Below are 16563 nucleotides of genomic sequence, written 5' to 3' on the forward strand. Positions count from 1 at the left end.
AAAACGAATTTCAACTATTTGCTGTCAGACGTGGCTTCAGTTGCAACAGCACCGCTGCAGCAACCATGACCATCCGACGTGTCCGTTGGCAGAACGTGTCCAGCTTCGTATGCAGCGATCTTCTCAAGGCGGCGCTGATGGCGTCCCCCTTCGAACTCGGTCCGCAGCCAGATTTCAACGATTCGTCCCAACAGTTTGTCACCAAGCATATCTGCCGAGAGACACATCACATTGGCGTTATTATGGCGGCGGCTGTATTCCGCAGTCACATCATCATGGCAAGTGACGGCGCGAACATTTGGGAACTTATTGGCAGCAATGCACATTCCCATCCCCGTTCCACAAATCAGGATTCCGCGATCAACCTTGCCGGTTGAAACCGCTTCCGAAACCTGAAACGCGAAATCAGGATAGTCCACGCTCTTGTTGAGGTCGTCAGGACCGCAATCCACCCCTTCATGCCCCAGTTCTTTCATCTGGGACAGGATTTGGCTTTTTACGCGAACACCGCGATGGTCGCTGGCAATCGCAACTTTCATGCTGAAGCTCCTTTGCTTCCACTCAAATTAATGTCTTCCAGCAATCGCTGTAAGTGTTTGGCAATCACGTCCCGACATCGGATGTACTCATCCATTCCTGCGCCGATCGGGTCAGGAATGTCCTGGGACTGTGAAGAGAGTAATCGGACTTGACCAGCAAGCTCCGGAAATGCCGAAACCAATGCATCCCGGTGACTGCGGGTCATTGTAAAAATATGATCACAATGAGAAATCAATTCCTCAGTGACCGGCTGACTTTCATGACCGCTCAGGTCAATTCCATCTTGTCTCAATAAGTGAACCGCTTCAGGGGCGGCTGGTGACCCGCGATATGCCGCTAATCCTGCCGACAGGACCACATATCCCTGATCGATGATCTCGTCTTCGCGGCAATTCAAATGATCGGCCAGCATTCTACGGAAGATGGCTTCGGCCATTGGGCTGCGACAGGTATTCCCCGTGCATACAAACAGATAGACCTCTCCGGCCAGTCTTTCCAGCATCCGTTCGCTCACCACTCCGGCACGCTCCACTTGAAACTGATTGCCTGTGACTGAAACAACTGTCGGGGGAATCTGAAAACGACTTCGAGCCCCACGCACAATCAAACTGACATCCCGCTCCTCAAGAGTCGGGAGTGGCCGTTCGGACGAACCAATCAGACTGAGGACCGGAGACGATACGGCACGCAGCACTTCTTGCGAAAACGACTCTGACGGGCAGTAGAACGCGCGCCCTCGGTCATTCAACGCCCAGCCTTGCGACCCGATCGGCCATTGTCTGGCGAGACCTTCGCTCTGCGCCGCACCGCCACGGAGAACAACCGGACCAGGCCAGCACCGATTCGAAAGTTTCAAAAAAAGCGACGATGGATCAGTCACGTAATCACTGACCATACTCGCATGAGGAACACCAATCGCAGTCTGATATCCAGCTGCGTTCGCCGCACCATGAATTGCTCGAATCGCCATCTCATGGGTGGCGAGCCCGACAAGGTTCCACCCACAATCATCCGGCATACAGACGAGCTCGCCGGCTTCCAACTCCGCAACGACAGCCTGCACTGCTTCTTGAGTTGCAGCAATCTGATCGAGGTGGAGTTCACGGGCCATGAGCATCAAGCTCGGAAGTGAATACGATGGGTCAACCTGGAAACGTGCACTGAACTAAGCTTTCACAGCCCAATTCTGACAGCTGACTTGTGGCATGAATCCTTACCAGCATGGCAGAAGCTGTGACATCACCAAGGCATAAACCTCGAACTTGATCTGACACCTTCAGCCATGCAAACCGGGGTACTCCACGCACAACGCTGGAAACATTCACTGACTACCTCAAACTATTTTAGAGCAAATTGCTCGCGATCACCAGCAGGTAATCCAGCTTCCGGTCTCGCTGTATCGAATCCCGTGGAAATACCTTAAGCAACCGTCACCTGAATCGACCTCAGCCTGAATTCCCTTGCGCGACTTCTTTTTCAGGCATCTCCATTCACATCCATACAAGTCGCCCAGCCCTTCCCTCCCAACATAGGAATACAACTTCCGACGACATCCATCAATAAACTCCAGCGCATGATTTACAGTTTACTATCGACGCATTTTGATGCATTCACAGTCCCGGCGAGAAATCAGTAAAACTCGATACCAACCCACCCATAACTCAACTTTGAATCAGCCAACTCGGATGGCATGGGCATTTGAGAAAGAGGAGGAAACTTTGCGGATTCCCCAGTACAAAGATTCCGTTTCTCACGACAAAAATAAGATTATGAAGACAGTCGTCCGTATCCGAAGTAATGTTTTGGTGCAGGATGACGTCTTCCTCTGATTGGGGGAGGACTTAGACCGGCCGAAATAGCCTTACAAATTCGGAAATCGCGTACGAGAACAGCTTTTTTTGTTGACACAACCGCCTGACCGAGAAAAAATCAAAATCAGTCAGCCAGTTCATGTTGCCGCCGATGAGCTTCCTAGTTGCATAGCGACTCAATCGCTTTTCAGGGGTCGCTTTTTAAGGACAAAACTACCAGGCATCTGTGCATCATCGCGCAGAACCTATTGGAGGGGGCCTGCCCGGTAGTGCGGAAGCGTTCTTGTTGTTGGCTTTTGGCTAACTGCGATTTTTTAATCGAAAATTTTTGTCGGAATCAAAGCTTAGAGGGGAGACGTGCTGTATGGATTTTTCCTTCGAGGTCAATCCTGACGTTGATGTCGCCATTGGGACCGAGTTGTCCTTTGATGATGATGCACAGGATCTCGAATTTGTTGAAGTGTTGGACCTAGCCAACATCGACCCACTGAATCCAACCGGAGCCAAGCCAGGTTCTGAGGATAAAGTGAAGATGCTCGCCGCGCGTTATGCTGCTGGCGTTCCTCTGTGGCACGATGAAGACTGCTACGATCACGGACCAGCTGATTCACTGGAAAGTTTCCCAGCGGATAACAGCGGTCACTTCGATATCGACGACGACTTCTAAGACGCCGAGATCGAGACGCACCTGAGCCAGAAACTCATTTGAGCCGATGGCCTTCGCAAATCCGATGGGTTGGATCAAGTCCGCTCCTGTTGCGTTTGCACGTGTTCTCAGAGAATCTCATCGCTGGGCAGTGGTAACTCCAAGTGCCAGCGAATGAAACGCAAATCGCAGAAATACTCGCCATGACATGGATGTGCTGGTGAACTCAAGGTTGAGTGCGAGTTCCATGCTGACGACTTCAAACCGGAATCCCACCAAATTGGCGGGAATCCGGTTTTTTTATTGGTTGTGAGCCCCATCACAGGGAAACGTGCCGGCAATCAAAGCTGCGAAAACGCTTGAAAATCAATTCGAATTCCCCCCCACCTGCTGTAACATCGTCGGGACGGCCGGATGATGACGAATCCGTGAATTTCCAAGCCCGCAGCCAGTTCAGATTCACAACTGTCCAATGATCCCAGACACGCCTGCCCTTTGCCTTGACCTCAATCACCTCGAATTGCGATTTGCTGAGGTGGGCGCGCTCTGCTCACAACATCAGAAGAAATGGTTTCCCGGTGGCGACGAAGTCATCCTGCCTGCCATCCAAGAACTCGCATTGAGTTCCGGTGCATGCGGGTTTACAGCCCCCCCATCTTTTCAACTTCATTCCCATCGGTTTTCTCTTGCGCAATTCGATCACAACACTTGCGCTCTAATTGCCTCCGACATCGTTGTGACACCCCCGCAACTCGCCCAATATTCCAACCTGAGTCGAGACTTCGATCTCACCTTTATTTGTGATCACTTTGCTCAGGCGGAACTCATCTCCGAACTCGGGCAGAAGTTGAACAAGCAATTACCAATCCTTATTGAAATCAACATTGGCCAAAATCAATACGGGGCGAGACCGGGCCCTGATGCGTGGGATCTGGCGACAGGAATCGCAACTCTCCCAAGTGTCTATATCGCCGGTGCGTCAGGAAATCTGGGACACATCGACGCCAGTGAATCACATGATTCAAAACGCATTCACTCACAGGTGAACCTGCTCACCAAACTCACCCGAACTCTCGCCCACCAATCAGGTCGCGTGTCGATTGCGGCATCAGGCAACATTCGCCCTCTCTTCGACATCCCTGAGATCACAGAGATCAGAACCGAGACTCTGCTGGAAAGTTCCGATTTCAGCATGCCTCTCGAAACCGCTGCACCTTCAAACATCTTCGTAATGGCCACTGTCGTCAGTCGCCCCACCTTGGAACGAGCGATCCTGAATGCTGGCAGACTGACTCTGGGAGACGGTGTTCTTGAGAATGCGGTTCGAGCAACCTCATTCGGGCGCCCCCTCCCTGATGCCACTGTCACAGGGATTTCCGATCACAGTCTCATCTTGCAGCTTGGCCCGGAATCACAAGATTTGATCATCGGAGATCAGGTGCAAGTCGTTCCATTCAGCGGAACAATGGCCTTTCGCCTCTCCCGGACGATCCATGGAATGAAAAACCTGGGACTGGAATGGACCTGGGCACGCTGAAGCATTTCACACCCGCGAGTTTCTCCTTCGAAATCGCTTCAGAATCATTCTTCAAGATTCTTGGAAGAACGTGCGAAACCATTTCCGTTCTGGCGTGTTCTATCTCTTAACACCAGGCGACACCTGCTGCGAACAACTCAATATCGAGTCCTCAGCACAAACAAAACTGGTGCCAGATATGGTGAACCACACTTGCAGATTCGGCCTTGGTTCACCCGTCTCAAACGATCAATTTCCGCGGCATTTGAATGAGATCCACCTTCAGATTTTGCCCATTGAACGCTGCCATTTTTTGAGATAATGAAACCATCCTTCAGGAGATGTTTCGTGATGCTGATTCACGAAACCTGGCCAGGACGGCCGTCTTCTTTACGACACTGACCGGCTTCCCAACGAGTACGGTAACTACCTGCGTTTCCAAGGAGCGCCCCTATGCGCAAATTTCTCTACTTCAGTTCTTTGGCTCTTGCGATTTCAGGCGTTTCCGCCAGCCAAATCGCATTCGCTGACTCACCTGACTCCGAGGCTGCAGCATCTGTAGAAAAGAAGGATGCAGACAAGAAAGAAACGGATTCAAAGAAGTCCGATAAGTCTGACTCGGAGAAGAAGGAAAAAGACAAATCCGACAAGCCAAAGGAACATCGGGAACGATCCGAGAAAGAGGCGGTTGAACAGAAGCGAAATAAACCTGACTCCAGCAAGTTCGACGGCAAGCGGCCAGAGGGAGCCCACCCGGACCGCAAACCAGATTCGCGGCCGCAACATCCAGAACACCGTGGTTCAAAAGAAGCTCAGGAACAGGTTCACAAAGAACTGTTCAAACGCCTCGATAAGGACGGAAACGGACAACTCAGCCAAGAAGAATTTTCAGCTGGTCTCACACACTTGAAAGAGCGAGTGAAGAGCGCGCACCAGCACCACCGATCAGGGCCAAGCAAGCACGGCGCCCGTCGTGGTCCACACTTCTCACATCGCGGTCCTTCGAACACAAATCGTGGACCACGCTCTGATTTCCACAAGTCTTCCCACTTCAAAAAAGGTCCACACCACGGGCATCACGGTCAGAATTTCTCTGGTCGCAATTCCTATCGCGGTCGCGGCCATGAAGTTCAGGGACGCACAATCATCGTGCAGAACTTCTACATCACAAACGATCGAACACCCGGGCAACGAACGGGGCATCATTTTGGAGACCGAGGTCCACGGTTTGGCGAACATGGCCACGGCCCAAGTCACAACTGGCGTCCTGAAGCTGGCCGACGCGATGTTCAAGGAGGATTCCATCACGATGGCAAAGGACCAGGCCGTCCTGACGCTCGACCAGAACCACGTGGTGACCACGGGCCGGGATTCCACCGGGATTCCCCTGAGCACCGAGGGGCAGGTCCGGGAGACCGTGGCCCACGACCTGAAGCCCGACGCCCACACGAAGGCGAACACGGACCACGTCATGCACCTCCGGGGGTAAAGCCGCAAGGAGATCGCCCAGAAGCTCCACATGGTGACCGCCCTCAAGCAGATCGCGGCCCTTCTGATCGACGACCACCAGCACCTGCAGATCGCCCTCGCGAACAAAGTGAACCGCGCGAACCCGGACAACGTCCACCTGAAGGTGCTCGTGAAGGACGAGATACACGTCGTGGACCTCCAGAACGACGTGAAGAAGGCTTCCGCCCACGCCCAGAAGGCGAACGCCCTCCACAAAGGGAAAAACGTGATGGGGATCGTCAGGAAGGAGACCGCCCGGATGGGGAACGGCGTGAAGGCGAACGACGCCCACCTGCTCCTCCAATGCCTGACCAACCACCAGCATAAGTCTTCGCGATCTCTCCTCTCGCCGTGACACATCCGCGCGACTCAACATTGAATGGAACGAGACAGAAGACGACAAGATCAATCAGTAAACGTTGATGACCATCTGACGGCAAAGAAGCCGCGTGTCCCTGTGATACGCGGCTTCTTTCACGTTTTTCCTCAAACCCGAACCTCGCACTTTGGGCAAAATATGTCACTGCGACTCGTCGAAAAGCTGGTTCAGAATGGTTCGCCACGGGTTCTGATCCCATTCCGGGGACCATCAGATTGGCTTAGCGTGGTACACTGCGGCTGATCCATATAAACTGCCGTATTCCAAATTGCGATTACGCCCCTCTATTTAACCGACGATTCTCCATGCCTCGTTACGACGCCAAGCGGATTGAACAAAAGTGGCAAGCCTACTGGGATGAGCATCAGACGTTCGTGACGTCCAGCACCCCACAGCCAGACGCCAAAGGCAAGCTCTATGCCTTGGACATGTTCCCCTATCCATCCGGGGCCGGACTGCACGTCGGCCACCCGGAAGGATATACCGCGACCGACATCGTCGTCCGTACCGGTCGCATGCGAGGGATGCATGTTCTGCACCCAATGGGCTGGGATGCATTTGGTCTCCCAGCAGAACAGCACGCAATCAATACCGGAACCCATCCTCGGGTGACCACCTATCAGAACATCGACAACTTCCGTCGCCAACTGAAAATGCTGGGTTTCAGTTACGACTGGAGCCGTGAACTTTCGACGACAGACGAAGAGTACTACAAGTGGACACAGTGGATCTTCCTCCAACTGTATGACACATGGTACGACGAAGAGTTCAAGTGGACTGATGGAAACGGGGTCGAACGCGTCGGAAAAGGGCGTCCGATCTCCGATCTTCCAATTCCTCGACACGTCACTCAGGCTGGTGAAAGCGCCATCCGGGACTATCAGGATGAGTTCCGACTCGCCTATCAATCGAATGCTCCGGTCAACTGGTGCCCCGCTCTGGGAACCGTGCTGGCAAACGAAGAAATCACTTCCGACGGTCGTAGCGAGCGCGGGAATCACCCGGTTGAACGACGGAACCTGCGTCAGTGGATGTTACGAATCACTGCGTACGCTGAACGTCTGATTTCCGAACTGGAAGAACTCGATTGGCCAGAATCGGTTAAGTTGCTGCAACGGAACTGGATTGGCCGCAGCGTCGGGGCGGAAGTCGATTTCCTTGTCGAAGGAGTTGGACTGACCGACACCGAAGACAGTGTTCAACTGCTCAAGCAGACAAAGCTCACCGAAGCAGAATCCGAGAAGATCTTCGATGCCTGGAAAGCGGCGCGAGTAGCGTTCGGCGTTCCCCGTGATCCAGAGCCAAATGTTCTGCGCGTGTACACGACACGACCAGACACCTTGTACGGCGTCACGTACATGGTTCTGGCTCCGGAACATCCACTCGTTGGAAAAATCACGAGCAGCGAGAACCTGGAGGCTGTTGAGGAGTACCGTCGCAAGGCTTCACTGAAGAGTGACCTCGACCGTACCGATCTCGCGAAGGAAAAATCCGGAGTCTTCACCGGTGCCTATGCCATCAATCCAGTGAACCGGAAACGCATTCCGATCTGGATCGCCGACTACGTCCTGATCAGCTACGGAACCGGCGCGATCATGGCCGTTCCTGCTCACGACGAACGGGACTGGGAATTCGCCAAGCAATTCCATATTCCAATTATTCCTGTTGTCGGAAAAGCTGATGGCGAAATTCCATCAGTCGAAGACCGGGTCTTCTCGGAACTCGGCGTCGCCATTAATTCAGATGAATATAACGGCCTGACCACTGCCGACTTCAAAAAGAAGATCGCAGAGAACCTGAAAGCCAAAGGGCTCGGGGAAGCAGCCGTCAACTATCGTCTCAGAGACTGGTTGTTCTCTCGCCAGCGATACTGGGGTGAGCCATTCCCAATCTGGCATGAACTCGACGAGCAAGGCCAACCGACTGGGAAGATCCGCCCGGTCGAGGCGAGTGAATTGCCGGTGACTCTTCCAGAAATGGAAGACTTCAAGCCAAAAGGAACACCTGATCCACCGCTCAGCTGGGCTCCAGACAGCTGGCTTTATAAGACTGCCGAAGATGGTGTTCGCCTGAAACGCGAAACCAACAGCATGCCGCAATGGGCCGGAAGCTGCTGGTATTATATTCGCTTCTGCGACAACAAGAATTCCGACACCTTCATTGATCCTGAACTCGAAAAGTACTGGTTGCCAGTCGACCTCTACATCGGGGGAGCGGAGCACGCGGTGCTGCACCTGCTCTACTCTCGATTCTGGCACAAGGTGCTCTTCGATCGTGGATTTGTCTCACAACCAGAGCCGTTCAAAAAGCTGGTCAATCAGGGGATGATTCTTGGTGAAGCCGAGATCACCGGCCTGCGAACCAAATCAGGAACCTGGGTCTCCACTAAGGGATTTGACATCTCTTTGCTGGACGATGGCAAACTGATTGATCCGAAGACCGGCGAAGAGCTCGAAGTCGTAAAACTGACAGCCGAGCAGGTCACGAAAAAAGGCGAAGGTTTCGCGCTGAAAGATCAGCCGGAGATCGTCGTCGAAAGCCGTGCGTTCAAGATGTCGAAGTCTCGCGGCAACGTCATCAATCCAGATGAAGTCGTGTCCCAATATGGTGCCGACTCACTGCGACTCTACGAAATGTTCATGGGTCCATTGGAACAGATGAAGCCATGGAGCATGAGCGGAGTCGAAGGTGTCTACCGCTTCCTCGGACGCGTCTGGCGAATGATCGTCGATGACGACTCAGAATCGCTTCAATTGTCTTCAGCAGTTCAGGACGTTGCTCCGACTGCAGAACAGGAACGCATCCTGCATAAGACGATTAAAGCTGTCTCCGATGACATCGACAAACTGTCACTGAACACCGCGATCAGCCGCATGATGGAGTTCACGAACGCCTTCACAGGAATGGATGTTCGCCCAAAATCGTGCCTGTCACAGTTCGTTCTTCTCGTCGCCCCGTTCGCTCCGCATATTGCGGAAGAGCTTTGGGAAGTGCTTGGCAACAAGGAATCCCTGACCTACGCACCATGGCCTGTCTTCGATCCAACAAAAGTCGTTGAGACCGAAATCGAGATCCCGGTGCAGATCAACGGGAAGTTGAAAACCAAGCTCAAGGTTCCTGCAGATGCAGATCAGGCAGCGCTGCAGAAATATGCGGAAGCCGATGAAGCCGTGCAGTCTCAGTTGGCAGGCAAAACAATCGTCAAGGTTGTTTGCGTACCAAAGAAAATGGTCAACTTCGTCGTGAAGTAAGTTGAATCAGCAGTTGAGGACCTAGGGGGAATCGCCCGACGGTTCTCAAATTCGAAGCACTTCAAAAACTGGCTCGTTGCGACCTGCAGCGGGCCAGTTTTTTTGTTGCGCAATATGCGATGCAGAACCAGGCAGGCAGGATGAATTCCAGATTGCCGGCGAGCAATTGACAAAGAATTGAAACGAAGAGTTGAAATAAAAATGTGCATGCACTCCACCGGAATGCATGCACATCGCTTAAATCAGACAGATCGATTACAGCACGCCAAAGGTGCGATACGCTTCTGTGGCAAGCATTCCATTACGGATTGCATCACGAACACGATTCTCTGCAGAGACCTTCTGGATCGCATTTTCCAGAACCTGTGCTTCAACTTCTTTCGGGACGAAAACAATTCCGTCTTCGTCAGCAACCACCAGGTCGCCAGCACGAACAGTGACACCCAGAATCTCAACTGGGACATCGATATCAAGCACGCGTTGGCGATGCTGGCTATCACGTGGGCAATTCCCGCGAGCGTAAATCGGGAAGCCATACTCGCGCATCTTCGCAACGTCACGAACGGCACCATCAATGATGGCGCCGGTGCATCCGCGATTGGAAGCAGCGGTCGTGAGGAGTTCTCCCCAGATCCCTGAGTACATCGACCCGTGAGCAGCAGCAATGACGACATCACCCGGAGTCAGAGAATCGACTGCTTCGAGCTCTTTTGCGTAAGGGTCTGGATCTGAATGGAACAGATCACCCCAAAGTGTCGTTCGACAACGTCCAATCAACGTGCGACTGACCGTCACAGGACGCAACTCTGAAACAGCAACCTGCTTTCGATACCCCAATGCATCAAGAGCATCACTCACAACTGCGGAATACAGAATGCTTTCGTACTTTGAAAACGGCATTTCGAACTCACTGGAGTGTAAAGACTATTCTCCTGAACCTTTCAGGAACACCTGCAAAACATCAACACAAACAGGAAACAGACGAAGGACTGCTTAAGTGCATCCTGCATGACGCACTCATTCCAATCGCACTTACTCCCCCTGCTTCATCAAATTCATCAACCAATCATTATCATTTTTGTCGTACAAAATTCAACCAGTTATGAACTCAACGACTCTCAAACCAGAGAGATCTGAGAGATCATCAGCTTTACTCTCAAAACGCCGATAAACACTGATGGAGTAGCAAGTTAAACCTTGCTAGTCAGCGAGAGACTTACTCCGAAATGTTCTGTAACGATGAACGTTAGATTTTGCAGAGAAAAATTGCCTGGAAGTTACCATTCTTCGGCCAACACTGGTAGTCGGTGTAAATTCTCTTTACGGCAACACGCCAATTCCAGTCCGAGATGCTGATTGCAAGCCCTGCAGCACGACGGACAGCGAATCTGGCATCGCCACCCCGAGTGCCCCCGTTTTCGTGACTGCCAACTTCCTCCCATAGTGCCCCGCTCCATTCCCTGCCGAAGATGGAATCAGAGTGGGCCTCCCGGAACTACTCGCAAAATCCCACCTCACCTTCAGAGTTCAAAGGCAAGCTTGAGATGATCGCCCGTGTTTGCTGCATCGCAATTTTCGTCAGCCTGCTTTTCTGCAATCCGTTGACGAGCTGGGCCCAAGTACCTGCGACCGCAGGATCAAGTGTAGAACGCGTCTAGCTGTCAACCACCAAACGCCAGGGACCACTGCTCGCGACATCCACAATTTCCGGTTGGGCGACACACCATCAATTCGTCGCCTGCCTCAAACGATGATGTCGGGAAGTTCCGCAGTTCCGACGCTAAACCGGTTCGGTCTATCATGTGACCAGACCGTAGATGCTTCGAGGCCGGACTTGAGATGCAGGTCAGTTCAGGTTGTTTATTCCTCTACGGGAATTCGAGCCGGGCGAAGTGCCTTCACGCCGACTTCCGCCTGTTCAAGATAAGGCTGTTTCTTCTCGTAGAGTTCCAGACGCTGTTTCATCTGGGCAGCCTCCTCGGCATCAGTCTGAAGTGTGATCGCCAGTTTTGCGGACTCAACTGCTGCATCGAAACGACCATCACTTGCGAATGCTGCTGCGAGCGTGTCGAGATAGTCGGCATCCCGATTGGCACTTTCAATACAAACCGCTTCCGCCAGCTCGACGGCACGCTTCGGATTTTTAACTGACTCGACGGTGGAAGTTGCTAACAGCCACGCGAGATCATTCCGCACAGAACTCGAAGTTGGAGCGATCTTCAGAGCCGCTTCATAGTCTGCGAATGCCCCTTGATGATCCCCCAAATTCTTCTTCACGAATCCACGATTGCAGAGTGAGTCGGCTCGATTGGGATTGATTTCAAGTGCCGTCGAATATGCTTCCAGCGCATCCGGATAACGTTCGAGCATCCGCAGAGTAATACCGCGAGAATTGTGAACATCTGACGATCTGGCTTTGAGTTTGGCCGCCGCATCAAGATCTCTTAATGCCGCAACAAACTGCCGCTCCTGAGTCAAAAGGTTCCCGCGAGCAAGCAATGTCGGGAATTCATCCGGGTAAACCTTCAAGATCGAATCGAACTCCTCCATCGCTGCTTGCGACTCTCCCAGCCGTTCATAGCACAAGCCCAGATTGTGATGGAGATAGGTTGAACTGTCTCCGAGTTCATAGGCCTTCTCAAAGTCCTGAGAGGCTTTCGCCCACTGCTCCCGAGACATCCAGACAATGCCGCGCAGCTGGTGCAGCGTCGCAGACGGCTCCTTCATAATTCGGGCATCAAGCTCTGTGATCGCCCGTTCAAGGGGAATGGTGTCTCTGACATGAATCCACCCTTTCACTTCAGGTGAATACCGCCAGTTCGCATTCGATAGAGTGACCTTGATAATCGCCCCACGCGGGACCTTACCGATCGAGTCATTCCCTGCCATCGTACGCGACTTCTCCGCCACAACCAGAAGCCGCTGTGGAGGATCAATCACCGTGTTTGATTCCGCACGAGCGTTTCGATTCGCTTCATGCAAAATGCAAACGACAGCGCAAACCAGCGCAAAGATTTTTAAACACTTATTCACAACAATCCTCTAAATTGAAAACTCTTAGAATAATCTCAAGTTTCGTCCTTGCCTCATCTCAAATCCGTCTTACTTTAGCCAAAATGACGATAAAGATGTCCTATTTTGACAAATTTGTGGTTTGCACTTCGAAATCGGCTGGGGGGCCCAAACGACAGTGACTGCACTTATATAGCGGTCGCTATCTTCGAAAGTGCAACGATTTAATGAAGGCGTATGGGGGGGCTTTCTATGAAACGGTTTTGGTTAATGATTCCAGTCATGGCGATGATGTGGTCTACCACATCTGCCGAGGCGCGTGACCATGGCCGGCACCGTCGCCTGCACCGCCTGTCTTATGCACAGCCGTGTGCTCCAGCGATTCAGCCGTCGAATTGTTGTCCATCACAATGTGATCAGGGACCATGTGCTTCTGGCCCTTGTGAACAGGTGACGACGCAGAAAGTCGAGAGGACAATTCAGGTTCCGCAGACAGTGACCGAGCAACGGACTGTCTCAGTGACGGAATGGCGCACTGAAGAAAAGGAAAAGACCTACGAGGTCTGCCGTCAGGTTCCACGTAGTAAGACGCGTACACAAACCGTGACGTACTATGAGAATGAAGTTCAGACTTCAGAAGTCCCATACACAGCCTACGAAAATCAGTCCGAAGAAAAGACCATCGAGCGAACCGTCATGGTTCCTCACACCGTAAAAAAATCAGGAACACGCACGGTCTATCGCAACGTGTGGGATGACGTGACAACAAATTACACCGTCATGGTTCCGCATGTTGAAAAGAAATCCGCCACCCGAACTGTCTATGAACAGGTTTGGGAAGATGTCACCGTGGACGTCACTGTTCCGGTTCAACACACCGAAACGAAAACTGCCACCCGTACGGTCTATGACACTGTTTGGGACGACGTGAAAGAGAACGTCACTGTCATGGTCCCGTTTCAGGAAGAACGTCAAGCAACCCGCATGGTTGTGAAATACGTTGACGAGACCGTTCAACAGCAGTTCACCAGGTATGTTCCTCATCAGGAGGTGCGTTCCGGATTCCGCCCAGTGTGGAAGAACGAACAGCAAACAATGACACGCACAGTTTGCCGGGATGCCGGAAGCTGGGAAACGCAACAGGTTGCAGATCCAAACAACCCTTGCTGCACCCGATGCGTCCGTGTCTGGCAGCCAAACATCGTTCAGGAACAGGTTCCGTACACTGTCTGCAAACCTGTCTGCACTCAAGAGCCCTACGAATTCACCGTGACCGTTTGTAAGGCTGAAACCCAGACCTGTGACGTTCCTGTCCGTCGAGCGGTGACAGTTGAAGAACCATATACCTACACTTTCAACTCATGCCGACCAGAAGTGAAGGAAGTCGTCCGCAAAGTTTGCCGACAGGTCTCTCGTGAAGTTCCTTACGAGTACAACGTCACTGTTTGCCGACCAGAAGTCAGACAGGTTGTTCGCAAAGTTTGCCGTCAGGTGTCTCGTGAAGTTCCTTACGAGTACGACGTCACTGTCTGCCGACCAGAAGTCAAACAGGCAGTCCACAAAGTCTGCCGTCGCGTCGCTGACGAAGTTGCATACGATTACGATGTCGTCGAGTATCGCCCGGAAACTCAGTCACAGACAATCACTGTGAACAAAGTTGTTCCAGTGGAAAAGACTCGCACCGTTTCCAGAACAGTCTGTGTTCCGAAGACACGCGAGGTTGAAGTCGCCTACGTCGAGTACGAAACCGAGAGAAACACCGTTACCCAGAAGTATACGGTTCAGGTTCCTTATCAGGTCGAAAAGACCGTCGACGTTCAGGTATGCAAGCTCGTTCCTCAAACGATTCTGGTTGATGTCCCAGTGAACTGCATGACAGCACAAAATGGCTGTGTCACCAATAACTGTGCCCCAGTCGCACAGGATGATGGAATGCAGCCGACTCCGAGTAACGCAGAAGTTGAATCGGTAAGCAAGGTGCCGGCTCCGCCAGTTCCAGCAACCGAGATCGCCCCTGCTCCCGCAGCGACACCAGCAACAGAACCGGCTCCAGCCACTGCGGCTGCACCGGCAACTGCACCTGCTGCTGCAACAGAACCGGCACCTGCTCCAGCTGCCGCATCAGCAACTGCACCTGCTCCGGCACCGGCACCGGTACCGGCAACTGAGGCCGCACCAGCAGCAGAAGCCGCAACAGAGGCTCCTGCTGCAACAGAAGCTGCTCCAGCTGCACAATAATTGAGATTTGTGAAGCTGAGCGAAGTTAAGCAGATCAGTAAGTGAACAACAGGCTGCCACCTCAATCGAGATGGCAGCCTGTTTTATTGAACTGCTGATCCTGCAACTCTCTACAAAACGTCTCTGCGGAAACAATTGCTCCACGCATCAATTGTTTGTCGAGCCGCAGTCTTGGAATCAGGCCAGGGAAGTGCTTCCGCTGAAGCGTATCCCTGATAGCCAATCGAGTTGAGTGCAGACGCGACCGCTTCCAGATCGATGTGCCCGAACCCGGCGGCACGGCGATTGGAATCCACAAAATGCAAATGCCCCACATGTCGGCCTGCATTTCTTAATGACTCTGCCAGGTCGATCTCTTCAATGTTCATGTGGAACAGATCGGCGAGTAGCACCACGTTCTCAAGATTTCGTGACTCGATGAGCTGCACCCCCTCCGCCAGCGTATTGCACAGATTCGTTTCGTACCGATTCAATGGTTCATAGATCAACGGAACCCCGAACTCTGCTGCTTGCATTCCTAATCGCCGCAGCGATTCTCCGAAGAGATCAAGTGTCGTTTCCCGCCCCAGCTGTTCCGTCCAGCGTCCTTGCATCGACCCGATGATTGCCGGCGCTTTCAACGCGCCGGCGAAGCAGATCATTTCAGAGATAAACTCTTCTGCTCGATGCCGAATATCGGCAGAGGCGTCAGTTAAGCTCAGTTTGTGAAGCACCATCCCTGCGCCGGTCCCGACAGCAGCGACCCCGATCCTATTCTCGGAGAGCATCTGTTTCAGTTCGGGAATAGCAACCGCGTTCGGCCCTGGCAGAAATAGCTCGACAGCGTTGAATCCCAGTTCCGCGGCACATTGAATGGACTCAGGCAGATCACTCCAGAAGACAAATGGTCCCCCCTTTGCTTCCGAAACCAGACTGATTGTGACAGCAGATTTAATCACGGTTCATTCCCAATTCAAATTTGGCGCCGCATGAAGGCAAAAGGAGAACTTAGGCAAATGGACGTGCAGATTCGCCCCGATCAGATTCAATCTCATGAGATCGATTCGGTCTGTTATGCGGCCGTGCAACAGCCTTCTCAACAGGAAAAAGACGGGATGCCTTGAGCCGGAAAAGCCAGACAACTTTGACATCCACTCTAACATCATTCTATGTTGATTCGACAATCTCCAGCCAACTCGGAGGCCAGGAAGACAAAGAATCGGACGTATCCTGCGATGCAAACTGCCTCTAACCGACAGGTATCCCCCAAAAAAGCACTAGATCTTGGCATTCATCAAAGCCAAAAGCACTATTCCGACCACCGGGGGCGACTTTCAGAATTGAGGGGATTGGCTCAAAAGTCTCGCCAGATATAATTCCGTGATTGCATCCAGAATTCGAATCTGGAATATGAACCGCAGCGAGAAAAAGTTCGATGGACAGATTGTCCATGCAACACTGCAATTGAAGGGGACTTCCACTTCCGTTCAATTTTACCCCACGTCCCCTGCAAGATCAGGACCAGACACTCGTTGGTCCTCTCGCCCACTGCACGGATAATTGGTGGAGCAATTGGCTCCAGAATCCGTTATTCATCGAACTGATCGTTTTGACATTGGGATTGATTGCGAATCGTCTCATGATTCGATGTCAGTCTGACAGCATATTTTCAAGCACTTCAA

10 protein-coding genes are annotated in these 16563 nt (G+C 52.4%); 5 read left to right on the plus strand and 5 right to left on the minus strand.

The features are described from left to right. Positions 1–14: 14 nt before the first annotated feature. Together rpiB and SH527x_RS07905 are read right to left on the minus strand one after the other, a co-directional pair. Positions 15–539 (minus strand): ribose 5-phosphate isomerase B, encoded by a 525-nt coding sequence (gene rpiB, locus SH527x_RS07900; protein WP_437194112.1) that lies wholly within the window; start codon positions 537–539, stop codon positions 15–17. Continuing rightward, the gene (locus SH527x_RS07905; RefSeq protein ID WP_437194113.1) at positions 536–1651 is read right to left on the minus strand and encodes a Sua5/YciO/YrdC/YwlC family protein; all 1116 of its coding nucleotides are present in this window, start codon (positions 1649–1651) and stop codon (positions 536–538) included. The genes rpiB and SH527x_RS07905 overlap by 4 nt, the downstream gene beginning before the upstream one ends. Positions 1652–2715: 1064 nt before the next feature. On the opposite strand from SH527x_RS07905, the gene SH527x_RS07910 reads away from it, so the two are divergent. The 4 genes from SH527x_RS07910 (at position 2716) to leuS (ending at position 9652) form a co-directional block, all read left to right on the plus strand. After that, entirely contained in the window at positions 2716–3018 is a 303-nt protein-coding gene (locus SH527x_RS07910; protein ID WP_437194114.1) for a hypothetical protein, read from the plus strand. A gap of 451 nt (positions 3019–3469) precedes the next feature. Continuing rightward, positions 3470–4534 carry an alanine racemase gene (locus SH527x_RS07915; RefSeq protein ID WP_437194115.1) on the plus strand — a complete coding sequence of 355 codons (1065 nt, stop codon included), beginning with the start codon at positions 3470–3472 and terminating at the stop codon, positions 4532–4534. Between the two features lie 432 nt (positions 4535–4966). Continuing rightward, positions 4967–6349 carry a hypothetical protein gene (locus tag SH527x_RS07920; protein WP_437194116.1) on the plus strand — a complete coding sequence of 461 codons (1383 nt, stop codon included), beginning with the start codon at positions 4967–4969 and terminating at the stop codon, positions 6347–6349. 357 nt (positions 6350–6706) lie between these two features. Next, entirely contained in the window at positions 6707–9652 is a 2946-nt protein-coding gene (leuS, locus tag SH527x_RS07925) for a leucine--tRNA ligase (RefSeq protein ID WP_437194117.1), read from the plus strand. Positions 9653–9907: 255 nt separating this feature from the next. Here the strand turns inward: leuS and SH527x_RS07930 are convergent, their stop codons facing one another. Both SH527x_RS07930 and SH527x_RS07935 read right to left on the minus strand, forming a co-directional pair. Continuing rightward, the gene (locus SH527x_RS07930) at positions 9908–10552 is read right to left on the minus strand and encodes an RraA family protein (RefSeq protein WP_437194118.1); all 645 of its coding nucleotides are present in this window, start codon (positions 10550–10552) and stop codon (positions 9908–9910) included. A 960-nt stretch (positions 10553–11512) separates the two neighbouring features. After that, positions 11513–12685, minus strand: a complete 1173-nt coding sequence (locus SH527x_RS07935) for a tetratricopeptide repeat protein (RefSeq protein ID WP_437194119.1) — start codon at positions 12683–12685, stop codon at positions 11513–11515. Between the two features lie 231 nt (positions 12686–12916). Between SH527x_RS07935 and SH527x_RS07940 the strand changes: the two genes are divergently transcribed. Further along, positions 12917–14902 carry a hypothetical protein gene (locus SH527x_RS07940; protein ID WP_437194120.1) on the plus strand — a complete coding sequence of 662 codons (1986 nt, stop codon included), beginning with the start codon at positions 12917–12919 and terminating at the stop codon, positions 14900–14902. A gap of 110 nt (positions 14903–15012) precedes the next feature. On the opposite strand, the gene SH527x_RS07945 is transcribed toward SH527x_RS07940, so the two are convergent. After that, the gene (locus tag SH527x_RS07945; protein ID WP_437194121.1) at positions 15013–15840 is read right to left on the minus strand and encodes a TIM barrel protein; all 828 of its coding nucleotides are present in this window, start codon (positions 15838–15840) and stop codon (positions 15013–15015) included. Positions 15841–16563 lie beyond the last annotated feature (723 nt).

It is taken from the genome of Planctomicrobium limosum (assembly GCF_051465645.1).
In the GTDB taxonomy this organism is placed as follows: Bacteria; Planctomycetota; Planctomycetia; order Planctomycetales; family Planctomycetaceae; genus Planctomicrobium.

Bases quoted from the DNA above. Each gene is read 5' to 3' on its own strand.
- SH527x_RS07940 (WP_437194120.1), top strand. From the start codon at position 12,917: ATGAAACGGTTTTGGTTAATGATTCCAGTCATGGCGATGATGTGGTCT.
- SH527x_RS07930 (WP_437194118.1), bottom strand. From the start codon at position 10,552: ATGCCGTTTTCAAAGTACGAAAGCATTCTGTATTCCGCAGTTGTGAGT.
- SH527x_RS07920 (WP_437194116.1), top strand. From the start codon at position 4,967: ATGCGCAAATTTCTCTACTTCAGTTCTTTGGCTCTTGCGATTTCAGGC.
- SH527x_RS07915 (WP_437194115.1), top strand. From the start codon at position 3,470: ATGATCCCAGACACGCCTGCCCTTTGCCTTGACCTCAATCACCTCGAA.
- SH527x_RS07910 (WP_437194114.1), top strand. From the start codon at position 2,716: ATGGATTTTTCCTTCGAGGTCAATCCTGACGTTGATGTCGCCATTGGG.
- SH527x_RS07905 (WP_437194113.1), bottom strand. From the start codon at position 1,651: ATGGCCCGTGAACTCCACCTCGATCAGATTGCTGCAACTCAAGAAGCA.
- rpiB (WP_437194112.1), bottom strand. From the start codon at position 539: ATGAAAGTTGCGATTGCCAGCGACCATCGCGGTGTTCGCGTAAAAAGC.
- leuS (WP_437194117.1), top strand. From the start codon at position 6,707: ATGCCTCGTTACGACGCCAAGCGGATTGAACAAAAGTGGCAAGCCTAC.